12 protein-coding genes are annotated in these 14,723 nt (G+C 65.6%); 4 read left to right on the plus strand and 8 right to left on the minus strand.

Annotated elements, in window-relative coordinates; genetic code table 11:
• Positions 1 to 136 precede the first annotated feature (136 nt).
• Together FIV02_RS21910 and FIV02_RS21915 are read left to right on the plus strand one after the other, a co-directional pair.
• Positions 137 to 2,068, plus strand: coding sequence for a putative nucleotidyltransferase substrate binding domain-containing protein (locus FIV02_RS21910; protein ID WP_152489779.1), 1,932 nt, complete (start codon positions 137 to 139; stop codon positions 2,066 to 2,068).
• A complete protein-coding gene (locus FIV02_RS21915) occupies positions 2,065 to 2,766 on the plus strand; it encodes a PolC-type DNA polymerase III (protein ID WP_037056347.1) in 702 nt (233 codons plus the stop codon). The genes FIV02_RS21910 and FIV02_RS21915 overlap by 4 nt, the downstream gene beginning before the upstream one ends.
• A 230-nt stretch (positions 2,767 to 2,996) precedes the next feature.
• Here the strand turns inward: FIV02_RS21915 and yegQ are convergent, their stop codons facing one another.
• The 8 genes from yegQ to FIV02_RS21955 form a co-directional block, all read right to left on the minus strand.
• Positions 2,997 to 4,304, minus strand: coding sequence for a tRNA 5-hydroxyuridine modification protein YegQ (gene yegQ, locus FIV02_RS21920; RefSeq protein ID WP_152489780.1), 1,308 nt, complete (start codon positions 4,302 to 4,304; stop codon positions 2,997 to 2,999).
• Between the two features lie 132 nt (positions 4,305 to 4,436).
• Positions 4,437 to 4,943 (minus strand): hypothetical protein, encoded by a 507-nt coding sequence (locus FIV02_RS21925; RefSeq protein ID WP_152489781.1) that lies wholly within the window; start codon positions 4,941 to 4,943, stop codon positions 4,437 to 4,439.
• Between the two features lie 90 nt (positions 4,944 to 5,033).
• The gene (locus FIV02_RS21930; RefSeq protein ID WP_037056336.1) at positions 5,034 to 6,803 is read right to left on the minus strand and encodes a sodium:solute symporter family protein; all 1,770 of its coding nucleotides are present in this window, start codon (positions 6,801 to 6,803) and stop codon (positions 5,034 to 5,036) included.
• Positions 6,804 to 6,806: 3 nt separating this feature from the next.
• Positions 6,807 to 7,067 (minus strand): DUF4212 domain-containing protein, encoded by a 261-nt coding sequence (locus FIV02_RS21935; RefSeq protein WP_037056334.1) that lies wholly within the window; start codon positions 7,065 to 7,067, stop codon positions 6,807 to 6,809.
• A gap of 175 nt (positions 7,068 to 7,242) precedes the next feature.
• A complete protein-coding gene (locus FIV02_RS21940; protein WP_152489782.1) occupies positions 7,243 to 8,025 on the minus strand; it encodes a hypothetical protein in 783 nt (260 codons plus the stop codon).
• A gap of 144 nt (positions 8,026 to 8,169) precedes the next feature.
• Positions 8,170 to 8,472, minus strand: a complete 303-nt coding sequence (locus tag FIV02_RS21945; protein ID WP_037056330.1) for a hypothetical protein — start codon at positions 8,470 to 8,472, stop codon at positions 8,170 to 8,172.
• Positions 8,473 to 8,519: 47 nt separating this feature from the next.
• Entirely contained in the window at positions 8,520 to 9,863 is a 1,344-nt protein-coding gene (creD, locus tag FIV02_RS21950; RefSeq protein WP_047591870.1) for a cell envelope integrity protein CreD, read from the minus strand.
• Between the two features lie 179 nt (positions 9,864 to 10,042).
• Entirely contained in the window at positions 10,043 to 10,390 is a 348-nt protein-coding gene (locus FIV02_RS21955; protein WP_152489783.1) for a phage infection protein, read from the minus strand.
• 248 nt (positions 10,391 to 10,638) lie between these two features.
• Between FIV02_RS21955 and FIV02_RS21960 the strand changes: the two genes are divergently transcribed.
• Together FIV02_RS21960 and FIV02_RS21965 are read left to right on the plus strand one after the other, a co-directional pair.
• Positions 10,639 to 12,270, plus strand: a complete 1,632-nt coding sequence (locus tag FIV02_RS21960; protein ID WP_152489784.1) for a VRR-NUC domain-containing protein — start codon at positions 10,639 to 10,641, stop codon at positions 12,268 to 12,270.
• Positions 12,267 to 14,567 carry an ATP-dependent DNA helicase gene (locus FIV02_RS21965; RefSeq protein WP_152489785.1) on the plus strand — a complete coding sequence of 767 codons (2,301 nt, stop codon included), beginning with the start codon at positions 12,267 to 12,269 and terminating at the stop codon, positions 14,565 to 14,567. The genes FIV02_RS21960 and FIV02_RS21965 overlap by 4 nt, the downstream gene beginning before the upstream one ends.
• The last annotated feature ends 156 nt before the right edge of the window (positions 14,568 to 14,723 follow it).

Raw genomic sequence — 14,723 nt, forward strand, 5'->3', positions numbered from 1 at the left:
CTGCCCGGGGGGACGTAAAAATTTCGTCAAAACCCCGTGCGGCGCGTGTTGCCGCTGCCCCCTACTTAGGTGCAATGGGCAAAACGCCGTGCCGGGGCCACACTGCAAGCATCCCGAACGTGCGAGGCGCAAGCCCATGAGCAAGGCCGACGCGATGGCCGATGCGGGCAAGACCGCGGTGCTGCAGAACATCCACGGCACCATGGAGTTCCTGCAGAAGTTCCCCCCCTTCAACCAGATGGACACCGCCCACCTGGCGTTTCTGGTCGAGCATTGCCAGCTGCGCTTCTATGCCGAGGGCGACTCGATCATCAAACCCGCCGATGGCGTGGTCGAGCACTTCTACATCGTCAAGCAGGGCCGTGTGCACGGTGAGCGCCCGCACAGCGCACGCCGCGGCACCGAGACCACCTTCGAGATCACCGCTGGCGAATGCTTTCCGCTGGCCGCACTGATCGGCGAGCGCGCCACCCGCACCGAACACCTAGCCGCCGAAGACACCTTCTGCCTGCTGCTGGCCAAGCACGCCTTCATCAAGCTGTTCGCCGTCTCCAACCCGTTGCGCGACTTTGCCCTGCGCGGCGTCAGCAGCCTGCTCGACCAGGTCAACCAGCAGGTGCAGTTGCGCGCTGTGGAAACCCTCGGCGCGCAGTACTCGCTGGATACCCGCCTGGGTGAGCTGGCCATGCGCCAACCCATCGGCTGCGCGCCGCACACGCCCCTGCGCGAGGCCGTGCGGCTGATGCACGAGCAGCACGTGGGCAGCATCGTGGTGGTGGACCAAAGCGAGCGGCCCCTGGGCATCTTCACCCTGCGCGACCTGCGCCGGGTGGTCGCCGACGGCGTCGACCTGGCGCAGCCGATCGACCGGCTGATGACCCCCAACCCCTTCCATCTGCAACCGGACGCCAGTGCCTTCGACGCCGCCATCGCCATGACCGAGCGGCATATTGCCCACGTTTGCCTGGTACAGAACGAGAAGCTCTGCGGGGTCATTTCCGAGCGAGACCTGTTCAGCCTGCAGCGGGTCGACCTGGTCCACCTGGCGCGTACCATTCGCCATGCCGGCAAGGTCGAGACCCTGGCCGGGCTGCGCAGCGACATTCGCCTGCTGGTCGATCGCATGCTCGCCCACGGCGCCAGCTCGACGCAGATCACCCACATCGTCACCCTGCTCAACGACCACACCGTGTGCCGGGTGATCGAGCTGACCCTCGAGGACATGGGCGACCCGGGCATCGCATTTACCTGGCTGTGCTTCGGCAGCGAAGGCCGCCGCGAGCAGACCCTGCACACCGACCAGGACAACGGCATTCTCTTCGAGGCCGCCGACGCTGCCGAGGCCGCCGCCATCCGTGGCCGCCTGCTGCCGCTGGCCGTCGAGATCAACCAGCGTTTGGCGCAATGCGGCTTCACCCTGTGCAAGGGCAACATCATGGCCGGCAACCCGGAGCTGTGCCTGTCGCGGCAGGAGTGGTCGCGGCGTTTCGCCGGTTTCGTGGACGAAGCGACACCGGAGAACCTGCTGGGCTCGTCGATCTACTTCGACCTGCGCACCATCTGGGGCCCGGATGCCGGCTGCGAACAGCTGCGCGCCGCCTTGCTCGAACGCGTCGCCAGCAACAGCCTGTTCCAGAAGATGCTGGCCGAGAACGCCCTGCGCCAGCGTCCGCCGGTTGGCCGCTTCCGCGACTTCGTGGTGGCGCGCTCCGGCGCCGACAAGGACACCCTCGATCTCAAGGTGCAGGGCCTGACGCCCTTCGTCGATGGCGCCCGCCTGCTGGCGCTGGCCAACGGCATCAGCTCGGTCGGCACCCTGGAGCGCCTGCGCGCGCTGGTCGCCAAGGGCGTGATCGACGCGCTGGATGGCGCGGCCTACGAGGAGGCCTATCATTTCATCCAGCAAACCCGCATGCAGCAGCACCAGCTGCAGGCGCGCGACGAACTGCCCTACTCCAATCGGGTCGACCCCGATCACCTGAATCACCTGGACCGGCGTATCCTGCGCGAGTCCTTCCGCCAGGCTCAGCGACTGCAGAGCAGCCTGGCCATGAGGTATCAGCTATGAGCAAGTTCACCTGGTTCACCGGCCGTGGCCCGGCCCTGACCCAGCAGCAGTTGCAACGTCGCCAGGCCCTGAGTGCGCCCGCGCCGCTCGATGAGCGGCCGCTGCACCAGCAGCGCATCGTCGTGCTGGACCTGGAGACCACCGGCCTGAACATGCGCCGCGACCTGGTACTGGCGATTGGCGCGGTGGTAATCGATCACGGCGCCATCGACTTCGCCGAACAGTTCGAATGCACCCTGCGCCGGCCCGACCACCAGGCCAGCGCCAGCACCCTGATCCATGGCATCGCCCCCAGCGAGGTGGCACGCGGCGTCGACCCGGCCGAGGCCTTGCTGGACTTCATGGAGTTCGTCGGCAGCAGCCCGCTGCTGGCCTTCCATGCCGGTTTCGACCAGCGCATGCTGGGGCGTGCCCTGCGCCAGAGCCTGGACTATCGCCTGCAGCACAACTTCTTCGACGTTGCCGAGATCGCCCCCCTGCTCTGCCCGCAGGCACGCGTGCGTCAGGGCGGACTGGATGAGTGGGTCGCCGAGTTCGGCCTGCAGGTGCAACAGCGCCACAACGCCAGCGCCGACGCGCTGGTCACCGCCGAGCTGGCGCTGATGCTGTTCAGCAAGGCACGCCGCCAGGGCATCGACAGCCTCTGCGAACTGGAACGCCAGCTGGCCAGCCGACGCCGCCGCCAGCAGGCGATGTAGCGGCGCCCTGCGCATCGCCCGCAAGCGGGCTCCTACACACTGCCGAACGCGATGCCGCCCTGCTCGACCGCATCGCGACTGAATTCGCGCCTACAGGTAGGTCGCCAGATGCATCGGCTGACACGATCCGTAGGAGCCGGCTCGCCGGCGATCCACCCCTGCCCCTAGAGCCCCCGTAGGGTGGATGACGCTTCACCCATCCACCAGAAACGCCCCTCCGCCCTCGCGCCCTACAGATCGCGCATCAGCAGACCGTACTCCAGCTGCACCTGCGCCGGCAGCGGCAGATAGAGGACGTGGCCGTCCCCCGGTGCTACCGACTGCGCCTGGCCTTGTGCGTTCTGCAACTGCTCCAGGGTGAAGCGCAGGTTGCCCTGTGGCGTCATCAGTTCCAGGCCATCACCCACCGCGAAGCGGTTCTTCACCCGCACCTCGACCAGCTCGCCACGGCGCTCGCCGGTCAGCTCGCCAACGAACTGCTGACGCTCGGAAACCGAGCTGCCGCGCTCGTAGTTCTGGTATTCGTCGTGCACGTGGCGGCGCAGAAAACCCTCCGTATAGCCACGGTGGGCCAGCGATTCGAGGCTGCCCAGCAGGCTCGGATCGAAGGGCTTGCCGGCCAGCGCATCGTCGATGGCGCGGCGATAGACCTGGGCAGTGCGCGCCACGTAGAAGTGGCTCTTGGTGCGGCCCTCGATCTTCAGCGAATGCACGCCCATGCGCACCAGGCGCTCGACGTGCTGCACCGCTCGCAGGTCCTTGGAGTTCATGATGTAGGTGCCGTGCTCGTCCTCGAAGGCGCTCATTTCCTCCTCCGGGCGCCCCGCTTCCTGCAGCACGAACGCCTGAGAGGTCGGCGCCCCCTGGCCCAGGGTCGGGTCGACCACGCGCACGATCTCGCCCAGTTCGTTCTCGGCTGCCGGCGTGGCCTGGTACTGCCAGCGACAGGCATTGGTACAGGTGCCCTGGTTGGGATCGCGACGATTGATGTAGCCCGACAGCAGGCAGCGCCCGGAATAGGCCATGCACAGCGCGCCGTGGACGAATACCTCCAGCTCCATGCCCGGCACCTGGGCGCGGATTTCCCCGATCTCCTCCAGCGACAGCTCGCGCGACAGGATCACCCGCGTCAGCCCCTGCTGCCGCCAGAACTCGACGCTGGCCCAGTTCACCGCGTTGGCCTGCACCGACAGATGGATCGGCATCTGCGGATAATGCTGGCGCACCAGCATGATCAGGCCGGGGTCGGACATGATCAGCGCGTCGGGCGCCATCTCGATCACCGGCGCCAGGTCCTTGAGGAAGGTCTTGAGCTTGGCGTTGTGCGGGGCGATGTTGACCACCACGTAGAACTGCTTGCCCTGTGCGTGCGCCTCAGCGATGCCCAGCGCCAGGTTGGCGTGATCGAATTCGTTGTTGCGCACGCGCAGGCTGTAACGTGGCTGCCCGGCATACACCGCATCGGCGCCGTAGGCGAAGGCGTAGCGCATGTTCTTCAGGGTGCCGGCCGGCGACAGCAATTCGGGAAAACGGGGCATGACCGCGCGCTCGAAAAATCAGGGGCTGGCGATTCTATGCAGATGCACTGCGCGGGCATTGACCTGGGTCTATGCGCCGGCAGAAAGACCCGTGCCCCGCCGCGAGATGGGCGAGGCAGGTCACGCGCTGACCTACTGACAGGTCAGGCGGTAGAGGGTGTCACTCTTGTCGATACGCTTGAGCTGGGCCAGCTGCGGCTGTTTCTGCTCATCCAGCGGCAGCAGCTCGGCCGTTTCGCAGTTGAGCAGGTGTGCCTGGTGCGAGACGTGGTCGACATGCTGCTTCTCGAAGCGATAGAGCATGAATTCCGCCACCCGCGCATCCGCGACCTGCTGGCGCACGACGCTCTTGCTGTCGAGCACGGTGAAGGCCGTGGTGATGGGTACGAAGTAGCTCCAGGGACGCCAGAACACATGCCCCTGCTCGGTCGCGACCACGACCGATTCCTTCGGCTGGCGCTGCTGCTGGTGCTCGAACCAGGCGTACTCGTAGGACACCTGGTAACCCAGCATGCCCAGGCCACCGAACAGCGGAATGATCCACCTGGGCAACCTATTGCGCGTCAGTTTGCGCAGCAGCAGGGCAATACCGGCAGCGCCGAGCCCCGAAACCACGATGGCAAGCAAAGTCCACAACATACGACTGTTCCCGAAAAAAGACGGGCCTCCGTGGAGGCCCGTCTGTCAGACCCTGGACCATCGAACGATGGCGTCAGGCCAGGATTATGCTCAGTGGCTCAGAGCGGCACCAGCACCTTTGGGAGTACGCACGCTTTCCACCAGATCCTGGATTTCCTGCGGCGGCTCGGCGGTGACCATCGACACGGCGTAGGCCACGGCGAAGTTGATCAGCGCACCGACGGAACCGAAGGAAGCCGGGGAGATGCCCATGAACCAGTTGTCCGGGGTATTGGCCAGCATGTTGGTGCCCGGAATGAAGAACCAGCCCAGGTAGGTGAAGATGTACACCAGGGTGATGGCCAGACCGGCGACCATGCCGCAGATCGCGCCCTTGTCGTTCATGCGCTTGGAGAAGATCCCCATCATCAGCACCGGGAACAGCGAGGCTGCCGCGATACCGAAGGCCAACGCCACCACCTGCGCGGCGAACCCAGGCGGATTGAGCCCCAGATAGGTCGCCAGGAGGATCGCGCAGGCCATGGAGATCCGCGCGGCGAGCATCTCGTTCTTCTCGCTGATCTTCGGATTGATCAGGGTCTTGATCAGGTCATGACTGATCGCCGAGGAGATCGCCAGCAACAGCCCCGCCGCGGTGGACAGTGCAGCCGCGATGGCACCCGCCGCGATCAGACCCACGACCCAACCCGGAAGGTTGGCGATTTCCGGGTTGGCGAGAACCAGGATGTCGTTGTTGACGGTCAGCTCGTTGCCGTTCCAGCCACGCTCCTGAGCGGTCGCGGTGAAGGCCGGTGCGGCATCGTTGTACATCTGGATGCGGCCGTCGCCGTTCTTGTCTTCCCACTTGATCAGACCGGTGGTTTCCCAGGTCTTGACCCACTCCGGACGCTCTTCATAGGACAGCGCAGGCGCCGAGGTGCCTTCCGGGTAGATGGTGGTCATCAGGTTCAGGCGCGCCATGGAGGCCACGGCCGGAGCGGTGAGGTACAGCAGCGCGATGAAGATCAGCGTCCAGCCAGCGGACCAGCGGGCATCGGCCACGCGCGGTACGGTGAAGAAGCGGATGATCACGTGCGGCAGACCGGCAGTACCGATCATCAGCGACATGGTGAACAGCACCATGTTCAGCTTGTTGTCGACGTCAGCGGTGTAGGCGGCGAAGCCCAGGTCACGGACCACGGCATCGAGCTTCTGCAGCAGCGGCAGGCCGGACTCGGCATGGTCACCGAACAGGCCCAGCGGCGGAATCGGGTTACCGGTCAGCTGCAGGGAGATGAAGATGGCCGGAATGGTGTAGGCGATGATCAGCACCACGTACTGCGCCACCTGGGTGTAGGTGATGCCTTTCATGCCGCCGAATACGGCGTAGGCAAACACCACCGCTGCGGCGATCCAGATACCGGTCGAGTTGCTCACTTCGAGGAAGCGCGAGAACGCCACACCGGCACCGGCCATCTGGCCGATCACGTAGGTGACGGAGATGATCACCAGGCAGATCACCGCAGTCAGACGCGCACCGCGGCTGTAGAAGCGATCACCGATGAAGTCCGGCACGGTGAACTTGCCGAACTTGCGCAGGTAGGGCGCGAGCAGCATCGCCAGCAGCACGTAGCCACCGGTCCAGCCCATGAGGAAGGTGGAGTTGGCATAACCACCGGCGGCGATCAGGCCCGCCATGGAAATGAACGAGGCTGCGGACATCCAGTCAGCAGCCGTCGCCATGCCGTTGGTGACCGGATGGACGCCACCGCCCGCGACGTAGAATTCCTTGGTGGAACCGGCGCGCGCCCAGATGGCGATACCGATGTAGAGCGCGAAGGACGCCCCCACGAACAGCATGTTGATTACGAACTGGCTCATGACCTACTCCTCGACGCCGAATTCTTTATCGAGCTTGTTCAGTCTCCACGCGTAGTGAAAGATCAGCCCGATGAAGAAGAGGATGGAGCCCTGCTGCGCGAACCAGAATCCGAGGTCGGAACCGCCTACCGAGATACCCGCGACCATGGGGCGCAGAATCATGGCGAATCCGTAGGAAACCAGCGCCCAGATGATCAGGCTCCAGGTGATGAGCCGCACATTGGCCTTCCAGTAGGCCGCGGCATTTGCTTGTTCAGAAGTCATAGACGCCTCCGGTTATTGTTATTCTGATGCACCTTCAAACTAGCAGCTGGCCAGCAAAAGCCGACAGCTAGACATTGGTATTAGCCGAAGATCGTCATGACTGCCCGTCCATGTGCAGCATGCGGGCGCTGTTTTGCAAAACCTCGCGCAGATCGTGCGGGAGTGGGGTGGCCGCTCAGAGCGGCGACAGCTCGATCGGCAGCAGATAGCGCTCGTCGCCGTATTCGATGGTGTATCGGGAGCGCTGGGTGCTGCGCTCGACCGTCTGACAGTCGCCGGCGACCTCCGCGGAGCGGCTGTGGATAGCGCTCATCCTGAGCAGCAGGTCGCGATAGCCGGCATGCCCGACGCGCTCGGTGATGATCACCACGCCCGTGGATTCGCTGAACTCTCCGGCGCAGTGGGTATCCCACTCCCCTCCCGAGCGCTGCACCACCAGCTCGCTCAACACCGACCTGAGGTGCTGTCCATCCAGCTCGTACAGGTTGAGTTCGGTTTCGTGGAAGGGATTGGGGGCTGATCCGTTGCGCCGCTTGATGCGGACACCGAAGGCCAGGTCCTGCGCACGCAGACGATAAGGGGCGGTATCGAACTCGATGCCATCGACGAATATCGCATCCCAATCCAGCCGGTTGGGTTCGATCAGCCGCGCCACGACATCTTGCCTGGCACTATCGAGCAGCAGGACTTCGAGGTCGCTCTGGCCATGGTCGTCATGCTCCTCGCGCAGCAGCGGCACGGCGACCAGGGTCAGGTGCGGCCGCGCCGGCCAGACCTTGCAGATGCTCTGCCGGGCATCCACCCGATAGGCCCCGCGCTCATCCTGCAGCCAGATTCCGCCAGCCTGGCCCGGGTGCGCCTGTTCCAGCCAGCCAGGCAGTTGCGCCGAGCAGTCATCGGCCAGCGCCACGCTGGCTGTCAGCAGGCCGGCCAGGCCCACGGCGAGTCTGAATGTCATCCCTGAACACCTCCTGTTCATCCCGTCGCGAGTCTACGTCAGCGCAGCACCACCGCCCATGACGGGCATCGCGAAACAGCCAGGCGATGCGTCGTGCCAGCAGATGCCCGGCACGCGCCTCCTCACGCAAACCGATATGCCCGCTCATGCGCGGTACCACAGGCGCATGAAACCCAGCGCCAGGATCAGGCCGACCTGGCCCAGTGCGGCACACAGCGCCAGAAAGGAACGCAGCGAACTGTTGTTCGCGGCGTCCTGCACCCCCGTCAGCGAACTCCAGAAGCCCTCCGGCAACACCATCAGGCTCAGGCTGGCGAGGGGCTTGCCAGTCATCAGCAGACCATCGATGACGTCGAACCAGCCAACGAACATCAGACCGATCAGAATCATCACGGCCACCACCAGGCCAAGGCCCAGGCACGCGGAAAACTGCATGAGAAGACGCATGGGATCACCTCCAGAGAAGCGGCGCAGCCACTGCCGCGCCATATGATTCAGGCTTGCGGGGCCGCGCGGCCAACGCCATACCAGTCCAGTTTGCGGGTCAGTACCATCACGCTGCCGAGCACGCCGAAGACCAGCAGCGAGCCCATCAGCAGGGCGTAATCCTCGGCGCTGAGCAGGCCGTAGAGCATCCCGTAGAGCGCCGCCAGCAGGGCACCAAAGCCCATACCACGCTGCCAGCTGTGCAGCACGTGGCTGACGTAGAAGCCGATCAGGCCGACGCAGGCCGTGGCGGAAAGGCCATAGGCCAGTGCGAAAGGCAGGTGCTCGGAGAGCGACAGCAGCAACAGGTAGAACAGCGCCAGCGACAGCCCCACCAGGGCGTACTGCACCGGGTGCACGGCGAGGCGTTTGAGCACTTCGAAGAGGAAGAACGCCGCGAAGGTCAGGGCGATGAACAGCAGCGCGTATTTGATCGCCCGGTCGGTCTTCAGGTACTGGTCGACGGGGTCGACGAAGCTGACGCCGAAGTGGCGGCCGAACAGCGCCTGGCAACGCTCGCCCACCACGCAGTCACGCAGCGCCTCCTCCAGGTTGGTGGCGAAGAAGCTGGTCTGCCATTCGGCCGTGAAACCCTTGGCGTCGATGCTGCGACGGTTCGGCAGGTACTCGCCGACGAAGCTCGGGTGCGGCCAGTCGGAGCTCAGTTTGACCCGGCTGTCACGCCCGACCGGCACGATCGACAACTGCTCGGTGCCCTGCAGCTTGAGGTCGAAGGCGAACTCCAGGCTCTGCCCACCCTGCGGGTCGAGCGCGGGGATCGGTGCATGCACGCCCGCGCCGAAACTGTCGTCGCCGCTGCCGGGAGCGAAGCTCAGGGTCTGGCCATTGAGGCGCAGCTGCAGGTCATTGCTGATACCGCGAATGTCGCTGATGCCGACCGAGAGGAAAGGTTTCTCGAAGCGGTAGAAGCCGAGGTCGTCGCCCAGGCCCAGGCGCGCCGGCAGGCGGAACTGGCCACTGACCTGGCTGTCGCTGTGGTACAGGCGCGCCTGGTAGATGCCCCGCGCCCGCAGCTCGGTGCCGACCTGCCCTTCGAGCACGAAGCGCTCCGGCAGGAAGTACAGGCGCCCGCGTTGCTGACGCTCCTCGGTGTAGCGCTCGCCGGTGGTCTTGTTGGTTTTCCACTCGTGAGTGGTCTTGATGTAAGGCACGACCAGAATCGGCCCGGTGACCTGCTGGCGATAGCTGGAGCTGCGCGCGATGTCCTGCAGCACGTCATGGCGCAGGCCCTGGCGCTCGTCGACCAGGCCATCGATCATCAACAGGGGAATCATCAACAGCAGAATCAGCAGGGCGATGGCGCCCAGCTTGAAGCCCAGGGTACGGCTCATGGTACGGCTCTCCGTAGCGAGTGAAGGTACGGCAGAGTCTGGGCAACCTGGGTGGCGGGGGTATGGGGCGAGCGTGGAGATTGTGTGGAGAATGTGGGAAACAAGAAGGGCGCCGGTCGAGGGCGCCCTTGCTAACGGCTGTGCGGCATGAGACTGCTCCCGCGTGATGGATGACCGGATCAGCTGATACGGCTGGCACCTACGCGGTCGGCACCGTCTTCGGCGACACGGTTCGCACCGACGCGATCGGCACCATCTTCGGCGACGCGGAAACGCTCCAGCGTGCGCTCGGCACCACCTTCGGCCACAAGGTTCGCACCGACGCGATCGGCGCCATCTTCGGCTACGCGGAAACGCTCCAGCGTGCGCTCGGCGCCGCCTTCGGCGACACGGTTCGCGCCAACACGATCGGCGCCATCTTCAGCGACGACAGGGGCGGTGGATTGCGCGGCGGCTACCTGCGGCAGGGCGAAGGCACTGGCGGACAGGGCGGCGAGGACAAGGCTGGCGAGGATCTGCTTTTTCATGTTCGTTCTCCTGAGAAGGGGTGAGCAACTGGGTACGGTTGTCATGTTACGCACGCCCCGAAACGGCAAAAGGGACATCTCGGGATAGTGACAATCGACGCCATCGATAGCTGAAAAACCTCTTTCCGATCAGCTAGATAGGCTCACCTCTCAGGCACGACTCAGGCGCCCCGCCTTCCGTCTGCTCAGGCACTGCAGCGGGTGAACGGCACTGGCATCTGTATAAAAAACCAGTAAGACTTCGCACCATGCTCAACCTCGACGCCCCCGAACTCTATTACCTGGCCAACTTCCGCAAGGCCCTCGACTGGCTCGACACCCATCATCGCGACCTGATGGACGACGCCGAGCTGGCCTTCGTCGCGAACTTTGTCCAACTGCCGCTGCCATCCCAGGCGCTGCTGGTGCGCCTGGTCATGCGCAAGGGCGTGCACTTTCGCGCCGGCAAGCTGCGCTATGTGGAGATCGGCGACATCGCCACTGCGGCTGGCGCGCTGCTGGCGTCGGGCTGGCTGATCGAGCATGCAGCGCTGACCTTCGACGAGCTGGGCGCCCTGCTGCTCAAGGATGAGCTGGCCACGCACTTCGCCGACGACCTGCCCGGAGGCAGCCTGAAGAAGAGCGAATTGCTCGAACACCTGCGCGCCCTGCACACGGAACCGCGCAGCCTGGCCGATTGGTGCCCACGACTGGACGAGCGCCTGTTGAGCCTGGCCATCGGCCCGCTGTGCGACCGCCTGCGGCTGATGTTCTTCGGCAACCTGGCACAGGACTGGTCGGAGTTCGTGTTGGCCGACCTGGGGATATTCCGGTACGAGCAGGTGCCGATCACCCCCGGCTCACGCGGTTTTCGCAGCCGTCAGGACATCGACGACTACCTGCACCTGCGCCTCTGCCGCGAAGCCTTCGAAGCAGGCGTGACGGTGCCCGAGGTGCTGCAGCAGCTCGGCGACTTTGCCAGCGCCAGCGCGCACATCAACGAACGCCACCAGCGCCTGCTGCTGCAACTGGCGCAGCATCTGGAGCGCGCGGGCGAACTCGACTCGGCGCTGACGCTGTATCGCGACACCCGCGCGCTCGGCTCACGGCAACGGCAGATTCGCGTGCTGGAACGCCTGGGCCAGGATACCGAGGCGCTGGCCCTGGTCGAGCAGGTGCTAGAAGCGCCGCTCAACGCCGAGGAAGCGCAACTGGCCGAACGCGCACGCACCCGCCTGCGCAAGCGCCTCGACCTGCCGGCGGCGCCCAAGGCGGCGAAGCTCGTTGAGGATCGTCTCGACCTGCGCCTGCCGCGCGCCGCCAGCGTCGAGCTGGCCGTGGCCGCGCACCTGGCCGCGCCCGATGCGCCGGTGCATTACGTGGAGAACACGCTGATCTGCGGGCTGTTCGGCCTGCTCTGCTGGGAGGCGATCTTCGCCCCGCTGCCTGGTGCCTTCTTCCATCCCTTTCATACCGGCCCGGTCGATCTGCACCGCGCCGACTTCCACACCCGGCGCAGCGAGCTGTTCGCCGCCTGCCTGGCGCGCCTGGATGACGGCAGCTATCGCGACGCCATGCGCCGTACCCATGCCGAGAAATTCGGCATCCAGTCACCGTTCGTGTTCTGGGAGCTGCTCGATGCCGAGCGTCTGGAGCAGGCGCTGGCCTGCCTGCCGCCAGCGCACCTGGGCGCCTGGTTCCGCCGCCTGCTGGCCGATATTCGCGAGAACCGCGCCGGCATGCCCGACCTGATCCAGTTCTGGCCCCGCGAGGGACGCTACCGGATGATCGAGGTGAAGGGCCCCGGCGACCGCCTGCAGGACAACCAGAAGCGCTGGCTGGCGTTCTGCGCCGAGCACGGCATGCCGGTCAGCGTGTGCTACGTGGAGTGGCTCGATTGAACCTGCGCGTCGCCGTGCGCGAGCTGTGCGAGTTCACCGCCAAGGAAGGTGATCTCGACCTGCGTTTCACTCCCTCGCCGACGGCCCAGGAGGGCATGGCCGGGCACGCCACGGTGGTGGCCCGGCGCGGCCCGGATTACGTGTCCGAGTTGCCACTGATCGGCGAGTTCGAAGGGCTGACGGTCAGTGGTCGCGCCGACGGCTTCGACCCCGAGTTTCGTCTGCTGGAGGAGATCAAGACCCACCGAGGCGACATCTCGCGCATCCCCGCCAACCATCGCCTGCTGCACTGGGCGCAGGTGAAGATCTATGGCTGGCTGCTGTGCCAGGAGCTGGGCTGCGACGAGCTGGACCTGGCGGTGGTCTACTTCAACGTCATCACCCAGCAGGAGACGGTCTTCCGCGAGCGCCACAGCGCCGCGTCGCTGGGTGAGTTCTTCGCCCTGCACTGCCGCCGCTACATTACCTGGGCGCGGCAGGAGCAGGCCCACCAGCAGGCGCGCAACCAGGCGCTGGAGGCCTTGAGTTTCCCCTACGGCGAATTCCGCCACGGCCAGCGGCAACTGGCCGAGGCCGTGTACCGCGCGGCACGCGACGGCCACTACCTGCTGGCCCAGGCCACCACCGGCATCGGCAAGACCCTCGGCACCCTGTTCCCGCAGCTCAAGGCCATGCCCGGCCAGCAGCTTGACCGCCTGTTCTTCCTCAGTGCGAAGACACCGGGCCGGCGCCTGGCGCTGGATGCCCTGCAGCGCCTGCGCGAGCCGGACACGCCACTGCGCGTGCTGGAACACGTGGCCCGCGACAAGGCCTGCGAGCACCCGAGCAAGGCCTGCCACGGCGACTCCTGCCCATTGGCCAAGGGCTTCTACGACCGCCTGCCGGCAGCACGCAGCGCGGCGCTCAAGGAGCGCTGGCTGGATCAGCAGTCGGTGCGCAATATCGCCATCGCCCATGGCGTCTGCCCCTACTACCTGAGCCAGGAGCTGTGCCGCTGGAGCGATGTGGTGGTGTGCGACTACAACTACTACTTCGACCTCGGCGCCCTGCTGCACAGCCTCACCCTGGTCAACCAGTGGCGCGTCTGCCTACTGGTGGACGAGGCGCACAACCTGGTCGAACGCGGGCGCGGCATGTACAGCGCCGAGCTGGATCAGGCGCGCTTCAAGGCCATGTGCCGCGACGCACCGAAGCGCCTGAGGAGCGTGCTGGAACGCGTCGACCGCCACTGGGACCAGCTGCACCGTGAACAGCAGGTCCCCTACCAGGTCTATCCGCTGGCGCCGGACCTGCTGCTCGCCGCGCTGGGCAAGGCGGTCAGCGCCATCACCGACCTGCTCACCGACCAGCCCGAAGGCAATGCCGGTGAACTGCTCAGCTTCTACCTCGACGCCATGCTGTTCTGCCGCCTGGCGGAAAGCTTCGGCCCGCACTCACTGTTCGACATCAACCGCGAAGAGGCCGGCAACGGACGCAGCCATTCCACGCTGTGCATCCGCAATATCCTGCCGGCGCCCTTCCTCGGCCCGCGTTTCGAAGAGGCGCACAGCGCCACGCTGTTCTCCGCCACCCTCAGCCCCAGCCACTACTACCTCGACCTGCTCGGCCTGCCGATCGAGACCCAGTGCCTGGACGTCGCCTCGCCATTCAGCGCCGAACAGCTGCACGTGCAGGTGGTGCGCAACCTGTCGACCCGCTACCAGCACCGCGATGCCTCGCTGGCACCGATCTGCCAGCTGATGGCGCGCCAGTACAGCGAACGCCCCGGCAACTACCTGGCCTTCTTCAGCAGCTATCAGTACCTGGAGCAGGTGCTGCAGCAACTGCGCCGCGATCACCCGCAGATTCCGCTGTGGACGCAGTCACGGCAGATGGACGAAGCGGCGCGCCAGAGCTTCATCGAACGCTTCCAGGTCGGTGGTCGCGGTATCGGCTTCGCCGTGCTCGGCGGCGTCTTCGGCGAAGGGGTGGATCTGCCCGGCGAACGCCTGATCGGCGCCTTCGTCGCCACGCTCGGCCTCGCGCAGCTCAACCCGATCAACGAGGAAATCCGCCAGCGCATGGACGCCCTGTTCGGCAACGGCTACGACTACACCTACCTCTATCCCGGTTTGCAGAAGGTGGTGCAGGCCGCTGGCCGGGTGATCCGCACACCGCAAGACCAGGGTGTGCTCTACCTGATCGACGACCGCTTCGCCCGCCCGGAAGTCCGTCGCCTGCTGCCGACCTGGTGGCAGGTCGACCTGCTGCGTTTGCCGCGACAAGCCCATACGCTGGAGCCGCAAGCCGATCCGTAGCAGCGGATGCATCCGCGATCATGGCGGCGCGCTCCGGCGGGCGGACGCTCAGCGCGGGATCACGACCTCCCAACAGCTATCCGACATGCGGTATAACCTCCAGACACTCCAGCGCCTCGCCACAGACGGCGAACCAGAGAAGGATTTCCAGCATGA

It is taken from the genome of Pseudomonas sp. THAF187a (genome assembly GCF_009363395.1).
Taxonomy (GTDB): Bacteria; Pseudomonadota; Gammaproteobacteria; order Pseudomonadales; family Pseudomonadaceae; genus Aquipseudomonas; species Aquipseudomonas khazarica.

Excerpts from the sequence above, each read along its gene's own strand:
- FIV02_RS21910 (WP_152489779.1), top strand. The coding sequence starts at position 137 with ATGAGCAAGGCCGACGCGATGGCCGATGCGGGCAAGACCGCGGTGCTG.
- FIV02_RS21915 (WP_037056347.1), top strand. The coding sequence starts at position 2,065 with ATGAGCAAGTTCACCTGGTTCACCGGCCGTGGCCCGGCCCTGACCCAG.
- yegQ (WP_152489780.1), bottom strand. The coding sequence starts at position 4,304 with ATGCCCCGTTTTCCCGAATTGCTGTCGCCGGCCGGCACCCTGAAGAAC.
- FIV02_RS21925 (WP_152489781.1), bottom strand. The coding sequence starts at position 4,943 with ATGTTGTGGACTTTGCTTGCCATCGTGGTTTCGGGGCTCGGCGCTGCC.
- FIV02_RS21930 (WP_037056336.1), bottom strand. The coding sequence starts at position 6,803 with ATGAGCCAGTTCGTAATCAACATGCTGTTCGTGGGGGCGTCCTTCGCG.
- FIV02_RS21935 (WP_037056334.1), bottom strand. The coding sequence starts at position 7,067 with ATGACTTCTGAACAAGCAAATGCCGCGGCCTACTGGAAGGCCAATGTG.
- FIV02_RS21940 (WP_152489782.1), bottom strand. The coding sequence starts at position 8,025 with ATGACATTCAGACTCGCCGTGGGCCTGGCCGGCCTGCTGACAGCCAGC.
- FIV02_RS21945 (WP_037056330.1), bottom strand. The coding sequence starts at position 8,472 with ATGCGTCTTCTCATGCAGTTTTCCGCGTGCCTGGGCCTTGGCCTGGTG.
- creD (WP_047591870.1), bottom strand. The coding sequence starts at position 9,863 with ATGAGCCGTACCCTGGGCTTCAAGCTGGGCGCCATCGCCCTGCTGATT.
- FIV02_RS21955 (WP_152489783.1), bottom strand. The coding sequence starts at position 10,390 with ATGAAAAAGCAGATCCTCGCCAGCCTTGTCCTCGCCGCCCTGTCCGCC.
- FIV02_RS21960 (WP_152489784.1), top strand. The coding sequence starts at position 10,639 with ATGCTCAACCTCGACGCCCCCGAACTCTATTACCTGGCCAACTTCCGC.